Here is a 14,840-nt window from a genome sequence, read left to right on the forward strand (position 1 = left end):
GCAGGCGTTAGATTCGGGTGGTGTCAGCGGCCACCTCGACCGGAAGGCGCGTGCGGTGCCCACGAACGGATGGCGAACTGCGGCGAAGGCGGGAGCGGCGGCGGCGATCGCCGGGTCCTCGGCAGGCACCGCGTCGTGGGCGCTCTACAACTACCTGATGGGCCAGGCCGGCGCCGCCCGCGGCGTGATCGGGCGCAACGTCGCCAAACCACCCGAGGCGGACGGCGTCTACACCGCCGGTGGCGCCGCCCCGACCCGCTGGCACCCGGGGGTCCCGTTCGACCTGCACCTGATGATCTTCGGGGACTCGACGGCCGCCGGCGTCGGATGCTCCGTCGCCGACGAGGTCCCCGGGGTCCGCCTCGCCCGCGGTCTCGCCGAGGAGACCGGCAAGCGAATCCGGCTGAGCACCAAGGCGATCGCCGGCGCCACGTCGAAGGGCCTCTCGGGTCAGGTGGACGCGATGTTCGTCGCCGGCCCACCACCCGATGCCGCGGTCATCCTGATCGGCGCCAACGACGTCACCGCCAAGAACGGCGTGTACGCGTCCGCGCACCGCCTCGGTTCCGCGGTCGCCCGCCTCCGCGCCGGCGGCAGCGTCGTCGTCGTCGGCACCTGCCCCGACCTGGGTGTCGTCACCGCGATCCCCCAGCCGCTGCGGACCGTGGTGCGCCGGTGGGGTCAGCTGTTGGCGCGGTTGCAGACGTCGGCGGTGCTCGAGGCCGGCGGGCATCCGGTCCCGCTCGCGGACCTGCTCGCACCGGAGTTCCTCGCCGCCCCGGACACGATGTTCTCCGCCGACCGCTTCCACCCGTCCGCCGCAGGCTACGAGCTCGCCGCCCGCCAGTTGCTGCCGGTCCTCGCCGCCGCCCTCGGCGAGTGGGACGGCGGCCCGCTGCCCGCGTTGCCGACGGTGTCCGAGGCCGCCGAGTCGCGCCGGCTCGGCGCCCGGATCGTCGCCGCGTCCCACTCGATGGCCGACTACGTGACCAGTGCCCGACACCAACAACGTAAGTTCTGAGGAACAGACCCGAATCGGATTCATCCTCGAACGACAAACAAGGAGTACTCATGCCCGAGGCAGTCATTGTCTCCGCCGTGCGCTCGCCGATCGGCCGCGCCGGCAAGGGATCGCTGAAGGACGTCCGTCCCGACGATCTCGCCGCCCAGATGGTCGCCGCCGCGCTGGCGAAGGTCCCGGAGCTCGATCCCACCGAGGTCGACGACCTGATCATGGGCTGTGGCCAGCCCGGCGGTCAGTCCGGCTTCAACATCGCGAAGGTCGTCGCCACCACCCTCGGCTACGACTTCATGCCGGGTGTCACCGTCAACCGCTACTGCTCGTCGTCGCTGCAGACCACCCGGATGGCGATGCACGCGATCCGCGCCGGTGAGGGCGACGTCTACATCTCCGCCGGCGTCGAGTCGGTGTCCAGCTTCGCGACCGGCAACGCCGACGGCTGGCCGAACACGAAGAACGCCCGGTACGCCGACGCCCAGGCCCGCACCGCCAAGCTCGCCGAGGGCGGCACCCCGTGGTCCGACCCGCGCGAAGAGGGCCTGCTGCCCGACATCTACGTCGCGATGGGCCAGACCGCCGAGAACGTCGCGTCGCTGACCGGCATCACCCGCGAGGAGCAGGACCGCTGGGGCGTCCGCTCGCAGAACCGCGCCGAGGAGGCCATCAAGCGCGGCTTCTTCGCCAACGAGATCACCCCGGTCACGCTGGCCGACGGCACCGTCGTCTCCACCGACGACGGCCCGCGCCCCGGCACCACCCTCGAGGGCATCTCCGGCCTGAAGCCGGTCTTCCGCCCGGACGGCACCGTGACCGCCGGTAACGCCTGCCCGCTCAACGACGGCGCGGCCGCCCTGGTCATCATGTCCGACACCAAGGCCAAGGCCCTCGGCCTGACCCCGCTCGCGCGCATCGTCGCCACCGCCGCGACCGGCCTGTCCCCCGAGATCATGGGCCTGGGCCCGATCGAGGCCGTCAAGAAGGCCCTCGGCTACGCGAAGATGTCCACCTCGGACATCGACCTGTACGAGATCAACGAGGCCTTCGCGGTGCAGGTGCTGGGTTCGGCCCGCGCCCTGGAGCTCGACGAGGACAAGATCAACGTCTCCGGCGGTGCCATCGCGATCGGCCACCCGTTCGGCATGACCGGTGCCCGCATCACCAACACCCTGCTCAACAACCTGCGTGAGCAGGACAAGACCTTCGGCGTCGAGACCATGTGCGTCGGCGGCGGCCAGGGCATGGCGATGGTGCTCGAGCGCCTGAGCTGATCGTCTCCCCCGAACGGGCGGTTACCGGGCGGGCCACACGGCCGACGCTCAGGTGACCGCCCGTTCGGCTATCAACTCCCCGATCGGCAGCGCCGACGTCGCGGCGGGCGAGGGCGCGTTGACGACGTGCACCATCCGGTCCGTGGAGCGGATCAGAAAGTCGTGCACGAACGTGCCGTCGGCGAGGACGGCCTGCGCCCTGATCCCGGCATGCCGGTCCCGCAGGTCGTCGAGTTCGAGTGAGGGGCAGTACTTCCGGCACTCGGCGAGGTAGCCGCGCTTGAAGACCGCGTTGCGCAGCTCCCGGATTCCGGTACGCACGTTGGCGGCCGCGACCCGTCGCAGTCCGGGGAAGCGCAGCAACTCGACGGCGTCGCGGCGGTCGACGCCGAACGGCCGGTACTTCTCCCGAGCGAAGCCGAGGACCGCGTTGGGTCCGACGGTGATGTCGCCACCGATGGTCGGGCTCAGGTGCACACCCAGGAACGGCAGGTCGGGGTCGGGGATCGGATAGATCAGGTGCCGCACGATCGACGACTTCTCCGGCCGCAGCCGGTAGTACTCGCCGCGGAACGGCATGATCTGGAAGTCCGTGTGCAGGCCCGCCAGCCGGGCCACCCGGTCGGCCTGCAACCCGGCGCAGGCGATCAGGTGCCGGGCGGTCACCGTGCCGTCGGCGGTGGAGACGGTCACGGCGTCGGATCGCTCGGCGATCTCGACGACGGCGTGTCCGGTCCGGACCTCCCCGCCCGCGGCCAGGACCTCGTCCACGAGCGCCCGGCAGATCCGGCGGAAGTCGATGACACCGGTGGCCTTGACGAGCAGCGCCCCGATGCCGGACACCAGCGGTTCGCGCTCACGCAGCTCGTCGGCGCCGAGGCGCTCGTGGTCGATGCCGTTGATCCGGGCGCGCTCGACCAGCTTCTCCATGCGCACGAGCTCGGTCGTGTCGGTCGCGACCAGAAGCTTCCCGGTGACCCGGTACTCGATGCCGTGGTCGTCGGCGAACCGTTTCGTCGCTGCCGCACCCCGCTTGCACAGGTCGGCCTTCAGACTGCCCGGCTCGTAGTAGATGCCTGCGTGGATGACGCCGCTGTTGTGCCCGGTCTGGTGGGCCGCGACCTCGGGCTCCTTCTCGAGCACGAGCACCGACGCGCCCGGCTTCCGCTGCAGAACCGCCCGCGCGGTCGCCAGCCCGACGATGCCGGCACCGATGATGCAGTAGTCGAAGGTCACCGAACGATGATGCGCCCTCGAAGGCACGGAACGGGAGCACCCGCCTCCCGAAGCACCGGCACGCGCTCGAGGATGTGGACGTCGCGGTACGGGCGGACGAAGTCGTGTCGCAACTGGTGCTCGGTGAGCTGTACCGCCGCGCGCAGCGGGTGTGCACAACCCGCGACGTTGTCCACAGACACCGAACGGGCGGTTACCTGAGCGTCGGCCGAGAGGCCTGCCCGGTAACCGCCCGTTCGGCGGAGACCGCTAGTCGTTGTTGAAGTAGCTCAGCAGTCGCAGGATCTCGACGTACAGCCAGACGAGCGTCACGGTCAGACCGAGGGCGACGCCCCACGCGGCCTTCTCCGGCGCCTGCGCGCGGATCAGCTGGTCGGCGGCGTCGAAGTCCAGCAGGAAGCTGAACGCGGCGATGCCGATGCACACGAGGCTGAAGATGATCGCGAAGCCGCCACCGGCACGGAGGCCGAGGCCGCCGTCGATGAAGAAGCTGGCGATCAGGTTGCCGAGCGAGAGCACGACGACACCGATCAGGGCACCGATGATCATCCGGGTCAGCCGCGGGGTCACGCGGATCGCGCCGGTCTTGTAGACGACGAGCATGCCGAAGAACACACCGAAGGTGCCGAGGACGGCCTGCGCGATCAGGGTCTCGGCACTGACGCCCTGGATGTCGAACGTCATCAGCAACGACAGTGCACCGAGGAACAGGCCCTCGCAGACCGCGTAGGCGAGCACGATCGCCGGGTTGTCCATCTTGTTGCCGAAGCTGGCGACCATGACCAGGACCAGGCCGACCAGGCCGCCGCCGATCACGAACGCCGATGCCAGGCCGGGGTTCCCGTGCGAGAGGGTGTACGAGATGATCGCGGCGATCGTCAGCACACCGAGCGTGATGCCGGTCTTGGTGACGACGTCGTCGATCGTCATGGCCCGCTGGGCGGGTCCGGTCGTGTAGGGCTCGGCCTGCGGGTACTGCTGCTGACCGAACTGCTGGGTCATCTGCCCGGCGCCTGCCGTGGCAGAACCGAACGAGGCGTATCCGCCCTCCTGCTTGGGGAGGTTGCGGAACACCGGGTTGCTGGTGGTGCGCACCGTGCGTGTCCCTTCTTTCGTGTGGCCGGTGGGGCCATGCAGGGTCATTGTGACCCGGCGCAGCGGGGATGTCCCGCTTCCTTGATGGTGAAACGACCGAGACGTGCCGGGAAGTTCCCGGGCCCGGACAATTCGGACTCTACCGCCCAGGCGTCCGAAGTCACCGTGCCACGGACCGGGTCACGGTGAACTTGGGGTTGCGCCCCATTTGCTCGGTGTCGCCGACCGCGGCACGCAGCGCGGGCCGGTAGCGCAGGTGGGAGTTGTACACCGTCCACATCTCACCGCCGGGGCGCAGCACCCGGCCGGCCGCCCGGAACATCGCGAGCGCGGCGCCGGTGTGGACCGCGGCCCCGACGTGGAACGGTGGATTGCACACGATCAGGTCGACGCCGCCGTCGGCGAGGGTCGACATGGCGTCGTCCCGCAGCACCGTCACCCGCTCCCCGACGCCGTTGGCCGCGGCGGTGGCGGCCGCCGACGCGACCGCGGCCGCGGACTGGTCGGTGGCGATCACCCGCAACTCCGGATGCTGCCGCGCGAGCGCGACCGCGAGGATGCCGGTGCCGCAGCCGAGGTCCACGGCCGTCCGCGCGCCCGCGTCGGTGCGCGGCAGGAAGTCGAGCAGGAAGCGGGTGCCGATGTCGAGCGTGTGCCCGGCGAACGCGGCCCCGTGCGCGACGACGTCGAGCCCCAGATCGGTGAGGCGTTCGCGACGCGGGAACGTGGGCGGCTCCGGCGGCACGGTGGGACCGGACGCGACCAGGACCCTGGACTTCTGCCTGCCGCGGGTGGCGTGGACGCGTCCGAAGCAGGTCGCGAGCACGTCGTTGAACGCATGGGTGAGGTGTTTGTCGCGACCTCCGGCGTACACGATCACCGACGGATCGGCGTATCGCGCAACGGTTTCCGCGATCTCGGTGAGCGCGGCCAGGCTGCGCGGCAATTGCAGCAGGACGACCGTCGCGTCGGTGAGCAGCTCTTCCCCCAACGGGCACGACCGGAACGTGCCCGCCAGTCCGGCCCGCTCCGCGTTGCCGGCCAGCGCACGTTCCCCGGTGACCGGATCCTGGTGCACCCGAACGCCACTCGCACCGAATCCGGCCACGGCCCCGAGGGTGAGCGCGCCGTAGTGGTCGCCGATCACCGCGACCCGGCCGGGCCCGGCCTCGGCCAGCGCGTCGGCGGCCTCGTCGAGGATCAGCCGGTCGGCGCCGTCGACGGCGTACAGGTTGGGCGCCTCGACGTCGGGGTGGCGACGCAGCGCAGCGAAGAGTTCCTCGGGGACCGGCACCGCCCCAGTCTCTCAGGCTGCCGCGAACCTCAGTTCGAGACCCAGGTGACGACCGAGTCGAGGTCGGCCCGGCTGGTGCGGAACGCGTTGGCGGGATTCGTGAGGTCGGGGTAGCCGAACGAGATGGCGCACAGCACGTTGCGGTCGTCCGGGATCTCGAAGAAGTCCCGCACGTAGGGGGCGCATCCGGCCAGCGCCGCCTGCGGCACGGTCGCGACCCCGAAACTCTGCGCCGCCAGCAGGAAGGTGTTGACGTACAGGCCGCAGTCGACGGCGCCGTAGGTCCCGAGCGTCGCGTCGGTGGTGACGATCGCCACGTGCGGGGCGCCGAACAGGTCGAAGTTCTTCAACGTCTGTTCCGCCGAGGCCTGCCGGTCCCCGGCGATGCCCAGGCTCGAGTACAGCTGCAGCGCGCACTCCTTGCGCCGGTCCCGGTACACGCCGGGATAGCCGGCCGGGAACGCGATGTCCGGCGCCTGCGCGACCGTCCGCACGGCCTCGGCGAGCCCGCGCCGGAACCGGTCGGTGGCGGCGCCGTCGGTGACCGCGACCTGCCACGGCTGCGTGTTGCACCACGACGGCGTCCGCTGCGCCATCGTCAGGATCTCGACGATCACGTCCTCGGGGACGGGGTCGGGCAGGAACGCCCGGCAGCTGAAGCGGGAGGCGAGCAGCGTCGCGAGCGTCGACGGCTCCACGGTGGTCTCGGTCACGAGTTCGGATCCTAGGGAATCGGGTTCACGACGGTCCGGGCCGGTCCCGTCAGGCGTTGCGACCGTTCGCGCCCCAGGTCACCCGGACACCGTTGTCACGCAGCCAGGCCGACGGGTCGAGCTTGTTGCCCTGCGGATCCCACACCTCGAAGTGCAGGTGCGGGCCGGTGGACTGGCCGCGGTTGCCGACGGTCGCGATCTGCTGCCCGGCCGCGACCTCCTGGCCGACCGTCACCTGGTAGTCGTTGACGTGCCCGTACACGGTGATGCTGCGGTCGGGGTGCATCACCCGCACCCACAGGCCGAAGCCGGAGGCCGGTCCGGCGGAGATGACGGTGCCCTGCTCGGCCGCCAGGACGGGCGTGCCGATCGGGGCGGCGATGTCGATACCGCCGTGGTGCGCACCCCACCGGCTGCCGAAGTCGGACGTGAGGGTGCCGTTGACCGGCTGCACGGTGCGCGCGGGCAACGGATTGGCGGAACCGACGTTCTGGTTCTCGACCCACTGCTTCGCGGTCGCGAACCCGGGGATCGAGTCGGCGGCCAGGTCCGGCACCTCGACCGTCGCGGGTACCTCGACACCGACCGACCGCAGACCCGCGGTGACGTCGGAGGGCAGCGACGGGACCTGGACGGTGGCCGCGGCGGCGGTGGTGCCGCCGAGCTGGGCGCCGCCGACGATGATCGCGCCGGTGGCCGCGGCCACGGTGGCCGCCTTGACACCCGTTCCGTGACCTTGCGCCGGGGCACGGTGCCGGCCGCGGATCGCGTCGGGATCGACGACGAACGCCACCGGATGCGCCCCTGAACTGCGATGATCTGCCACTTCGGGTACCTCGTCCGTTCGGTTGGTCGGCGGCACACAGGTCGCCTGCGCACCGTTTGTCCGCTCCGAAGATAACAAGACGGTCTCGGAAACGTCGACTTTTGGCGAACGCCCGTGCGCGGACGAGGTCCCGAGCAGAGCGGACCGGGTCAGGAACCCCAGGTCGGTGCGACGCCCCGGTCGCCGAGCCACGCGTTCGGGTTCATCCGGTTGCCCGCGGCGTCCCACGCCTCGAAGTGCAGGTGCGGACCGGTGGACTGGCCGCGGTTGCCGACGGTCGCGATCTGCTGTCCGGCCGCGACCCGCTGTCCGACGCCGACGAGGTAGGTGTCGACGTGGCCGTACACGGTCATCGTTCCGTCGTCGTGACGGATCCGGACCCACTGCCCGAATCCGGAGGCCGGACCGGCCGAGATGACCTCGCCGTCGGCGGCGGCCCGGATCGGAGTGCCGAGCGGGGCGGCGATGTCGATGCCGCCGTGCTGGGTCCCCCAGCGGGCGCCGTACCCGGAGCTCAGCGTGCCGGACACCGGCTGGACCGTCCGCGCCCGGAACGGCGCGGCGCTGCCCGGGTTGAGGGGGGCGAGCAGTCCGGCGGCCCAGTCGGAGGCCGGCCCGGCCGGCACGTCGAGGACGGGGGCGGCCACCCCGGCGGGCAGGATGCCGGCCGGAATCTGGAGCGGCTGTGCCGATGCGGAGCCGGCTCCGATCGTGACGCCGGTGAGGGCGATCGCGCCGGTCACGGTGGCGGTGGCGGTGGCGGTGGCAAGCCGGCGGGTGAGCGAGTGAGAACGATTTACCGTCCTGTGGTGAATGGCCACAGTTGCTTCCTTCAATCTTCGTCGACTCGGTCGCACTCCGGTGACTCGTGCGACCCGGGTCCCCCCGAATGAAAACGAAGGTAACGAAACGATCTCGACACGTCGATCGTGACCAAATATTTATCAAAACTTGATCTTGATGTGACCCGCGGCGTCGGACCCGAATCCTGCACGTTTGCGGCTTTCGTACGGCGCATACGTGATCCCGCTCACAGTTGCCCGATCCACCTGCGGATATGCCCCCGAAACGACACGACGCCCGCCACACCGATGACGGTGTGGCGGGCGTCGATCGCCGCATCCGGGCGCGAACACCCCTCGCAGGGCCGGGCGAACCGCGGCCACCGCGAAGGCGAGGCCTACCTACGAGCCGAGCGCATCCTTGAGCACGTTGGTCAGAACCTGCGAGAGAACGCCGATGAGAATGGTTTCCGCACTGCCGCCCATGAGATCTCCTTTGGTGCGTCTTTGAACTGTCGGCAGGGACAGTACGCGACCGGAGTCACCGACTGGGGCGTTTCTTCTGAACAAACGTCCAAGATGGTACGAACAGTGGACACCGGCGGTTCGATCGCGGGAGCCGGCCCGGCGAGCCTGCTACGCGGAGAGCTGGCCGCCCAACGCCGACGACCCGGCGAACAGGGACGACACGAGGTCGACGTGGCTGTCCGTGCCGAGGCTGGTCGAGCCGGTCGCCATCGCGTTGATCAGGTCGACGAGATTCATGGGGTCCCCTTCCAGGACTGTGACTGACGGTGTCCCGAGCACCCTTCACCGGCAACGTTTCCGAAAGGTGGCGAGCCGGTGAATTGACGTGACGGTCCGTCACACGCCCGGCACGACGAGCTCCTACCGGAGGCGGAAGGAAGGCGGACTCGGTGAACGCGTTGTCCGTCTCGATCGACCCCGAACAGCCCCGCCCACACGTGCCCCCAGTCGGATTCGAACCGACACTTTGCGGATTTTAAGTCCGATGCCTCTGCCAATTGGGCTATGGGGGCGGCCCGTGCCCGGTGGGCACCGGGGACGACTGTAGTGCTCGTCAGAGGATCGACAGGGCGATCCCGTCGAGGATGTCGTGTTCGCTGACGACGAGTTCGTCGATGCCGGCGCGGCGCGCGAGCTCCTGGCCCAGCACGTCGGCGACGATCGCGCCGCCGCCGATGACGTCGACGCGGCCGGGGTGGATCGTGGTGATCGCGGCGCGCTGCTCGTGCGTCATGTGCAGCAGGTTGTCGTTGACCTCGTGCAGTCGCTGCAGCGACATCCGGGACAGGTGCACCCGCTCGGCGTCGTACTGCGGCAGTTCGAGCGACACCGCGGCGAGGGTGGTCATGGTGCCGGCCACGCCGACCCAGGTGTGGGCCTGCTCGACGGGCACCCGCGCGAACGCCTCGCCGAGCTTCTCGGCGGCGAACGCGCGGGCCGCGGCGACCTGCTCGGCGGTCGGCGGGTCGTCGTGCAGACAGCGCTCGGTCAGTCGCACGCACCCGATGTCGGTGGAGTAGGCGGCATGCACCCCTCCCCCGTCGCCGAGCACGACCTCGGTGGATCCGCCGCCGAGATCGACCACGACGAAAGGTCCTGCGGCCGGGTCGAGTTCGCCGACGGCACCGGCGAACGACAGGCGCGCCTCCTCGTCACCGGTGATCACCTCGGCCTCGGCGCCGGGGATGACCGCACCGAGCACCTCGCGGGTCATCGAGAAGAAGTCCTCGCGGTTCGCGGCGTCTCGGGTCGCGGAGGTCGCGACCATCCGGACCGCGGTCGCACCGGTCTCCCGGATCATCGCGGCGTACTCCTCGAGCGCCACCCGGGTCCGTTCGATCGCCTCGGGCGCGAACCGGCCGGTGGCGTCGACGCCCTGCCCGAGGCGGTTGACCCGCATCTCCCGGACGACGTCGGTGAGCCGGCCCTCCGAGTCCGCGTCCGCGACGAGGAGGCGGATCGAGTTGGTGCCGCAGTCGACCGCGGCGACGCGGGTCATTCGGCGTCCCCCGTACCGGTGGCCGCCGGCGGGACGTACCGCGGCCAGTCCGCCGGGATCGCGGTCCCGCGCAGACCGGAGTCGGCGGCCAGCGCCACCGACTCGTCGCCGAGCGGGTTCACGCCCGGGCCCTTGGCCAACGAGTGCGCCATCAGCACGTGCAGGCACTTGACCCGGTCCGGCATGCCCCCGCCGGTGAAATCCGTTCCGAGCGAGTCGATTTCGTTACGCTCCGCGAGGTACGACTCGTGTGCGCGGCGGTACGCGGCCGCGAGCTCGGGGTCACGGGTCAGACGCTCGGTCATCTCGCGCATCACGCCCGACGACTCCTGACGGCTGGCCTCCGCGGTCAGCCGCGGGTCGGTCAGGTAGTAGAGCGTCGGGAAGGGGGTGCCGTCGGGCAGGCGCGGCGCGGTCTTCACGACTCCGGGCGTCCCGTCCGGTGCGCGGTACGCGATCGCGAGCACCCCGCGCGGCTCCCGGCCCAACTGCGCGGCGACGGCGTCCAGATCCTGCTGCGGAACCTCGTTGTCGGTCGGCTCGGTCACCCGGTGGGCCCTCCTTGATCGTGTGGGATGGTCATCGACCCGGCGGCGCCCCCGCCCGGCGGAGCCGGTGGCGGTGGGGGCGTGGGTGCGGCGGTCGGGGTCGGCTGCGGTTCGACGACCGGGCGCCACAGCCCGGTGTACCAGGGGTCGTTGTCGTGCTTCGGCTTGGTCAGGTCCTCGACCGGCGGCGCCGTCGCGCCCGGCAACTGCACCTGGTAGGGCGTCTCCCCCGGCATCACGTACTGGAGCCGGTCGCGGGCCTGGGCGCGCACGTAGGCGGGATCGTCGGCCTGCTGATTGTCCCGGGTCAGCCGCGCGACATCGGCCTCGAGCTGCTCCCGCTGCTCGGCGACGTGCTCGGCCTCGCTGCGCTGGGCGAGGTAGGTGCGCAGCGGCACCGCCAGCGTCAGGGCCAGCGCACACACGACCATCGCGAGAACCACGGTCCGCGCCGTGGACAGTCCGAGAAAGGTGCGCTCGCCGGGCGGTGCCGACGCGGCGGTCCGCCGCCCGGGGCGCGCCGCCGCACCGTCCCGGCCGGCCCGACCGGTACGGACGGGCTTCTCGGTCGGCGACGGCGGTGTCGATGCCGGATCCGGGTCGCCGGCGGCGCCCCGGTTGCCGTGGCCGGACGCGGCAGGCCCCGCCGGGCGGGACCGCGACGGACGTCGTGTCCCGGCCCCGTCGCGGACGCGACGGGGATCCCGGCCGCCCGGGCTGCTGCCCGGACGGGACCTGCCGCGCTGGCTCACAGCTGTGCTGCCGTTCCGGTCAGTTCGCGTCGAACGAGAAGCGCGGGAACGCGAGCTCGCCGGCGTACCGGGCGGCGTCGCCGAGCGACTCCTCGATGCGGAGCAGCTGGTTGTACTTCGCGACACGCTCGGAGCGGGCCGGGGCACCGGTCTTGATCTGGCCGCTGCCGACGGCGACGGCGAGGTCGGCGATCGTGGTGTCCTCGGTCTCGCCGGACCGGTGGCTCATCATCGTCTTGTAGCCGTTGCGGTGCGCGAGGTCGACGGCGTCGAGGGTCTCGGTCAGCGTGCCGATCTGGTTGACCTTGACCAGCAGCGCGTTCGCGGCGCCCTTGACGATGCCGTCCTCGAGACGCTCCGGGTTCGTGACGAACAGGTCGTCACCGACGAGCTGGATCTTGTCGCCGATCGCCTCGGTCAGCGCGACCCAGCCGGTCCAGTCGTCCTCGCTGAGCGGGTCCTCGATCGAGACCAGCGGGTACTGGCCGAGCAGCTCGGCGTAGAACGCGCCCATCTCCTCGGCGGAACGGACCCGACCCTCGAACTTGTATCCGGAGCCCTCGGTGTAGAACTCGGTCGCCGCGACGTCCAGGGCGAGCGCGACGTCGCTGCCCAGCTTCAGACCGGTCTTGGAGATGGCCTCGCTGATCAGGTCGAGCGCGGCCTTCGTGCCTGCGACGTCGGGGGCGAAACCGCCCTCGTCACCGAGGCCGGTGGACAGCCCCTTGGCCTTGAGCACGGACTTGAGCGAGTGGTAGACCTCGGTACCCCAGCGCAGCGACTCCTTGAACGTGGTGGCACCGATCGGCGCGACCATGAACTCCTGGACGTCGACGCCGGTGTCGGCGTGGGCACCGCCGTTGAGGATGTTCATCATCGGGACGGGCAGCACGTGCGCGTTCGGCCCGCCGACGTAACGGAACAGCTCCAGACCGGCGGAATCGGCCGCGGCGCGGGCGACGGCCAGCGACGCACCGAGCAGCGCGTTGGCACCGAGGCGCGACTTGTCCGGCGTGCCGTCCTCGTCGAGGAGGGCCTGGTCGACGGCCCGCTGCTCGGAGGCGTCCAGGCCGATGATGGCCGGCGCGATCTCGCCGAGCACCGACTCGACGGCCTTCTGCACACCCTTGCCGTTGTAGCGGTCGCCACCGTCCCGCAGCTCGACCGCCTCGTGCTCGCCGGTCGACGCGCCCGAGGGCACCGCCGCGCGCGCAAAGGTGCCGTCGTCGAGCAGCACCTCGACCTCGACCGTGGGGTTTCCTCGGGAATCGAGGATCTCGCGGGCTCCGACCTGCTCAATGATGGCCACGGATGGTTCTCCTTATTGGCGGCTTGCGTTGTCTGGGCACGCCAACGCGGTCGACGACGTGCCGGGCGTTGACGATTTCGCTACATGGTGCCAGGTCCGAGCCTAGCGGCGGCAATCGGCCGCGCGGGGTGACGGCACGCTCTCCCGCGCGTGTTCACGGCACGCTCTCGACCGCGTACCGGTTCGCCCGGTCACGGACGTCGGCCAGGTAGCGGCCCGACAGGTTGTACGCCATCAACGCCCGTCGCCACCCGTCCTCGCCGGTGAGGTCGCCGCCGCGGGCGCACAGGTACCGCGCCGCGGTCAGGGCCGCGTCGTCGAGGTTGTCGGGATCGGCGACGCCGTCGCCGTTGGCGTCGACGCCCCACCGCCGCCACGTCTCGGGGATGAACTGCATCGGCCCCATCGCCCGGTCGTGAACGGGGTCGCCGTCCATCGCGCCGCCGTCGGTGTCGGGGATCTCGGCGACGCCCGGTCCGCCGTCGAGCGGGATCCCCCGGATCGGCGGGGTGACCGTGCCGTCGGCCGCCAGGTGTGCACCCCGGTGGGTGCCGTGCCTGCTCTCGACGCCGCCGATACCGGCGACGGTGGTCCAGGCGATGCCGCAGTCGGGGCGGGATTGCGCCATCACGGCGGCCGCGTGGCCGTATGCCTCGAGCGCGGTCGCGGAGATCCCGGTCGCGTCGGAGATCCCGGACGCCCAGTCGGCGAGCCGGCCGGCGGTGCGACCGGGCGAGTCGACGTCGATCGGCGGCACCGGTGCACCGGGCAGGGGCGGCGTGTTCTGCGGAATCGGAGCCGGCGGCTGGTGCGCGCAGCTGGCGAGGACTCCCGCGAGCACGGCTGCGGCGATTCCCGTCCACACGGTCCCGGTTCGGCTGCTCACCGCGTCCATCATCCATGTCGCGGAAGGCGAACCGTCGAAACGGTCAATTCGGGCACCCTGCGACCGACTCCGAGCAGCGCCGTGGTAAGTGCTACCTTAGCCGGGAGGGAACCAAGGTTCGCCTTGCCTGACCCAGGTCGGGGTGTCACGGACAGAAACGAGGGCCGACGTGGTCGTACTCGCCGCCGGCTCGAGCGCGCCGGGGATCGCGACACAGCTGGTCGGCAGTGGCCTCATCGGGCTCCGCGAGGGTCTCGAGACCGGGATCGTGGTGATGATCCTCGTCGCCTTCCTGGTCAAGTCCGATCGCCGTGACGCCCTCAAGTGGGTGTGGCTCGGGGTCGGCGCGGCCGTCGCGATGGTGGCCGTCATCTTCGTCGCCATCCACTTCGGCACCTCCACCGTCACCGGCACGGCGGCCGAACTGATCAGCGGCATCGCCTCGCTCGTGGCGGTCTGCATCGTCACCGCGATGGTGCTGTGGATGCGCACCGCAGCGGCGTCCATCTCCGGGCACCTCCGCGACAGCCTCGGCAAGGCGCTCGCCGTCGGCCCGTTCGCGGTCACGGCGATGGCGTTCCTCGCGGTGGGCCGCGAGGGCGTGGAGACCGCGCTGCTCCTCGTCGGGTACGCCGAGAACGCAGGCGGCAGCGTCTGGCCGCTGGTCGGTCTGCTGCTCGGCATCGGCGTCGCGGCGATCGTGACCGTGCTCCTCTATTTCGGCGCCGTGCGCGTCAACTTCGCGCAGTTCTTCCGTTACACCGGCGTGTTCCTGGTGTTCGTCGCCGCCGGCATCCTCGCGTACGGCGTCCGGGCCCTGCAGATCGCCGGCTGGCTGCCCGGCGGGTCGAACCTCGCGTTCGACGCGTCCGCGAGCTTCGACACCTCCAGCTGGTACGGCACCGTGCTGCAGGGCATCTTCAACTTCCGGCCCGACCCGACCGTGGCGCAGTTCGTCGCGTGGGTCCTCTATGTCGCGATCGTGCTGCCGCTGTTCCTGCGCCCGGTCGCGAAGAAGCAGCCCGCCGACCGCAGGCCGCCCGCCACCGAGACCTCCGACCTTCCCGCGTAACCGAAAGGCTCC

The 14,840-nt window shown here is 71.0% G+C and carries 15 protein-coding genes and 1 tRNA gene; 3 read left to right on the forward strand and 13 right to left on the reverse strand.

Annotated features, from left to right (window positions below):
* Window positions 1-55 precede the first annotated feature (55 nt).
* Together ABD951_RS00425 and ABD951_RS00430 are read left to right on the forward strand one after the other, a co-directional pair.
* Window positions 56-1,021, forward strand: coding sequence for an SGNH/GDSL hydrolase family protein (locus ABD951_RS00425; RefSeq protein WP_345340935.1), 966 nt, complete (start codon window positions 56-58; stop codon window positions 1,019-1,021).
* Between the two features lie 50 nt (window positions 1,022-1,071).
* Complete coding sequence (locus tag ABD951_RS00430; protein ID WP_345340937.1) at window positions 1,072-2,289, forward strand: acetyl-CoA C-acetyltransferase; 1,218 nt, start codon at window positions 1,072-1,074, stop codon at window positions 2,287-2,289.
* Between the two features lie 48 nt (window positions 2,290-2,337).
* Here the strand turns inward: ABD951_RS00430 and lhgO are convergent, their stop codons facing one another.
* From lhgO to ABD951_RS00495, 13 genes are all read right to left on the reverse strand, one after another.
* Window positions 2,338-3,525, reverse strand: coding sequence for an L-2-hydroxyglutarate oxidase (gene lhgO / locus ABD951_RS00435; RefSeq protein ID WP_345340939.1), 1,188 nt, complete (start codon window positions 3,523-3,525; stop codon window positions 2,338-2,340).
* A 249-nt stretch (window positions 3,526-3,774) separates the two neighbouring features.
* Window positions 3,775-4,620 carry a Bax inhibitor-1/YccA family protein gene (locus ABD951_RS00440; protein ID WP_345340941.1) on the reverse strand — a complete coding sequence of 282 codons (846 nt, stop codon included), beginning with the start codon at window positions 4,618-4,620 and terminating at the stop codon, window positions 3,775-3,777.
* Between the two features lie 160 nt (window positions 4,621-4,780).
* A complete protein-coding gene (locus tag ABD951_RS00445; RefSeq protein ID WP_345340943.1) occupies window positions 4,781-5,914 on the reverse strand; it encodes a class I SAM-dependent methyltransferase in 1,134 nt (377 codons plus the stop codon).
* Between the two features lie 29 nt (window positions 5,915-5,943).
* Complete coding sequence (locus ABD951_RS00450; RefSeq protein WP_345340945.1) at window positions 5,944-6,627, reverse strand: nitroreductase; 684 nt, start codon at window positions 6,625-6,627, stop codon at window positions 5,944-5,946.
* Window positions 6,628-6,676: 49 nt separating this feature from the next.
* The gene (locus tag ABD951_RS00455) at window positions 6,677-7,453 is read right to left on the reverse strand and encodes a M23 family metallopeptidase (RefSeq protein ID WP_425569748.1); all 777 of its coding nucleotides are present in this window, start codon (window positions 7,451-7,453) and stop codon (window positions 6,677-6,679) included.
* A gap of 149 nt (window positions 7,454-7,602) precedes the next feature.
* Complete coding sequence (locus tag ABD951_RS00460; RefSeq protein ID WP_345340947.1) at window positions 7,603-8,274, reverse strand: M23 family metallopeptidase; 672 nt, start codon at window positions 8,272-8,274, stop codon at window positions 7,603-7,605.
* A gap of 597 nt (window positions 8,275-8,871) precedes the next feature.
* On the reverse strand, window positions 8,872-9,000 hold the full coding sequence (locus ABD951_RS00465) for a hypothetical protein (protein ID WP_345340949.1): 129 nt from the start codon (window positions 8,998-9,000) through the stop codon (window positions 8,872-8,874).
* Window positions 9,001-9,201: 201 nt separating this feature from the next.
* Window positions 9,202-9,275, reverse strand: a tRNA-Leu gene (locus ABD951_RS00470).
* 41 nt (window positions 9,276-9,316) lie between these two features.
* Entirely contained in the window at window positions 9,317-10,261 is a 945-nt protein-coding gene (locus tag ABD951_RS00475) for a Ppx/GppA phosphatase family protein (protein ID WP_345340951.1), read from the reverse strand.
* Window positions 10,258-10,809, reverse strand: a complete 552-nt coding sequence (locus ABD951_RS00480; protein ID WP_345340953.1) for a DUF501 domain-containing protein — start codon at window positions 10,807-10,809, stop codon at window positions 10,258-10,260. Before ABD951_RS00480 ends, ABD951_RS00475 begins: the two co-directional genes overlap by 4 nt.
* Window positions 10,806-11,252: an FtsB family cell division protein gene (locus ABD951_RS00485; RefSeq protein ID WP_345340955.1), complete on the reverse strand. Its 447-nt coding sequence runs from the start codon at window positions 11,250-11,252 to the stop codon at window positions 10,806-10,808. The genes ABD951_RS00480 and ABD951_RS00485 overlap by 4 nt, the downstream gene beginning before the upstream one ends.
* A gap of 328 nt (window positions 11,253-11,580) precedes the next feature.
* The gene (gene eno, locus ABD951_RS00490) at window positions 11,581-12,870 is read right to left on the reverse strand and encodes a phosphopyruvate hydratase (protein WP_345340957.1); all 1,290 of its coding nucleotides are present in this window, start codon (window positions 12,868-12,870) and stop codon (window positions 11,581-11,583) included.
* 154 nt (window positions 12,871-13,024) lie between these two features.
* Window positions 13,025-13,765: a lytic transglycosylase domain-containing protein gene (locus tag ABD951_RS00495; RefSeq protein WP_345341205.1), complete on the reverse strand. Its 741-nt coding sequence runs from the start codon at window positions 13,763-13,765 to the stop codon at window positions 13,025-13,027.
* Between the two features lie 160 nt (window positions 13,766-13,925).
* Here ABD951_RS00495 and efeU point away from each other — a divergent pair, with 160 nt between their 5' ends.
* Complete coding sequence (gene efeU / locus ABD951_RS00500) at window positions 13,926-14,828, forward strand: iron uptake transporter permease EfeU (protein WP_345340959.1); 903 nt, start codon at window positions 13,926-13,928, stop codon at window positions 14,826-14,828.
* The last annotated feature ends 12 nt before the right edge of the window (window positions 14,829-14,840 follow it).

Source organism: Rhodococcus olei (assembly GCF_039540555.1).
Taxonomy (GTDB): domain Bacteria; phylum Actinomycetota; class Actinomycetes; order Mycobacteriales; family Mycobacteriaceae; genus Rhodococcus_G; species Rhodococcus_G olei.

Excerpts from the sequence above, each read along its gene's own strand:
- ABD951_RS00430 (WP_345340937.1), top strand. The coding sequence starts at position 1,072 with ATGCCCGAGGCAGTCATTGTCTCCGCCGTGCGCTCGCCGATCGGCCGC.
- ABD951_RS00465 (WP_345340949.1), bottom strand. The coding sequence starts at position 9,000 with ATGAATCTCGTCGACCTGATCAACGCGATGGCGACCGGCTCGACCAGC.
- ABD951_RS00475 (WP_345340951.1), bottom strand. The coding sequence starts at position 10,261 with ATGACCCGCGTCGCCGCGGTCGACTGCGGCACCAACTCGATCCGCCTC.
- ABD951_RS00495 (WP_345341205.1), bottom strand. The coding sequence starts at position 13,765 with ATGGACGCGGTGAGCAGCCGAACCGGGACCGTGTGGACGGGAATCGCC.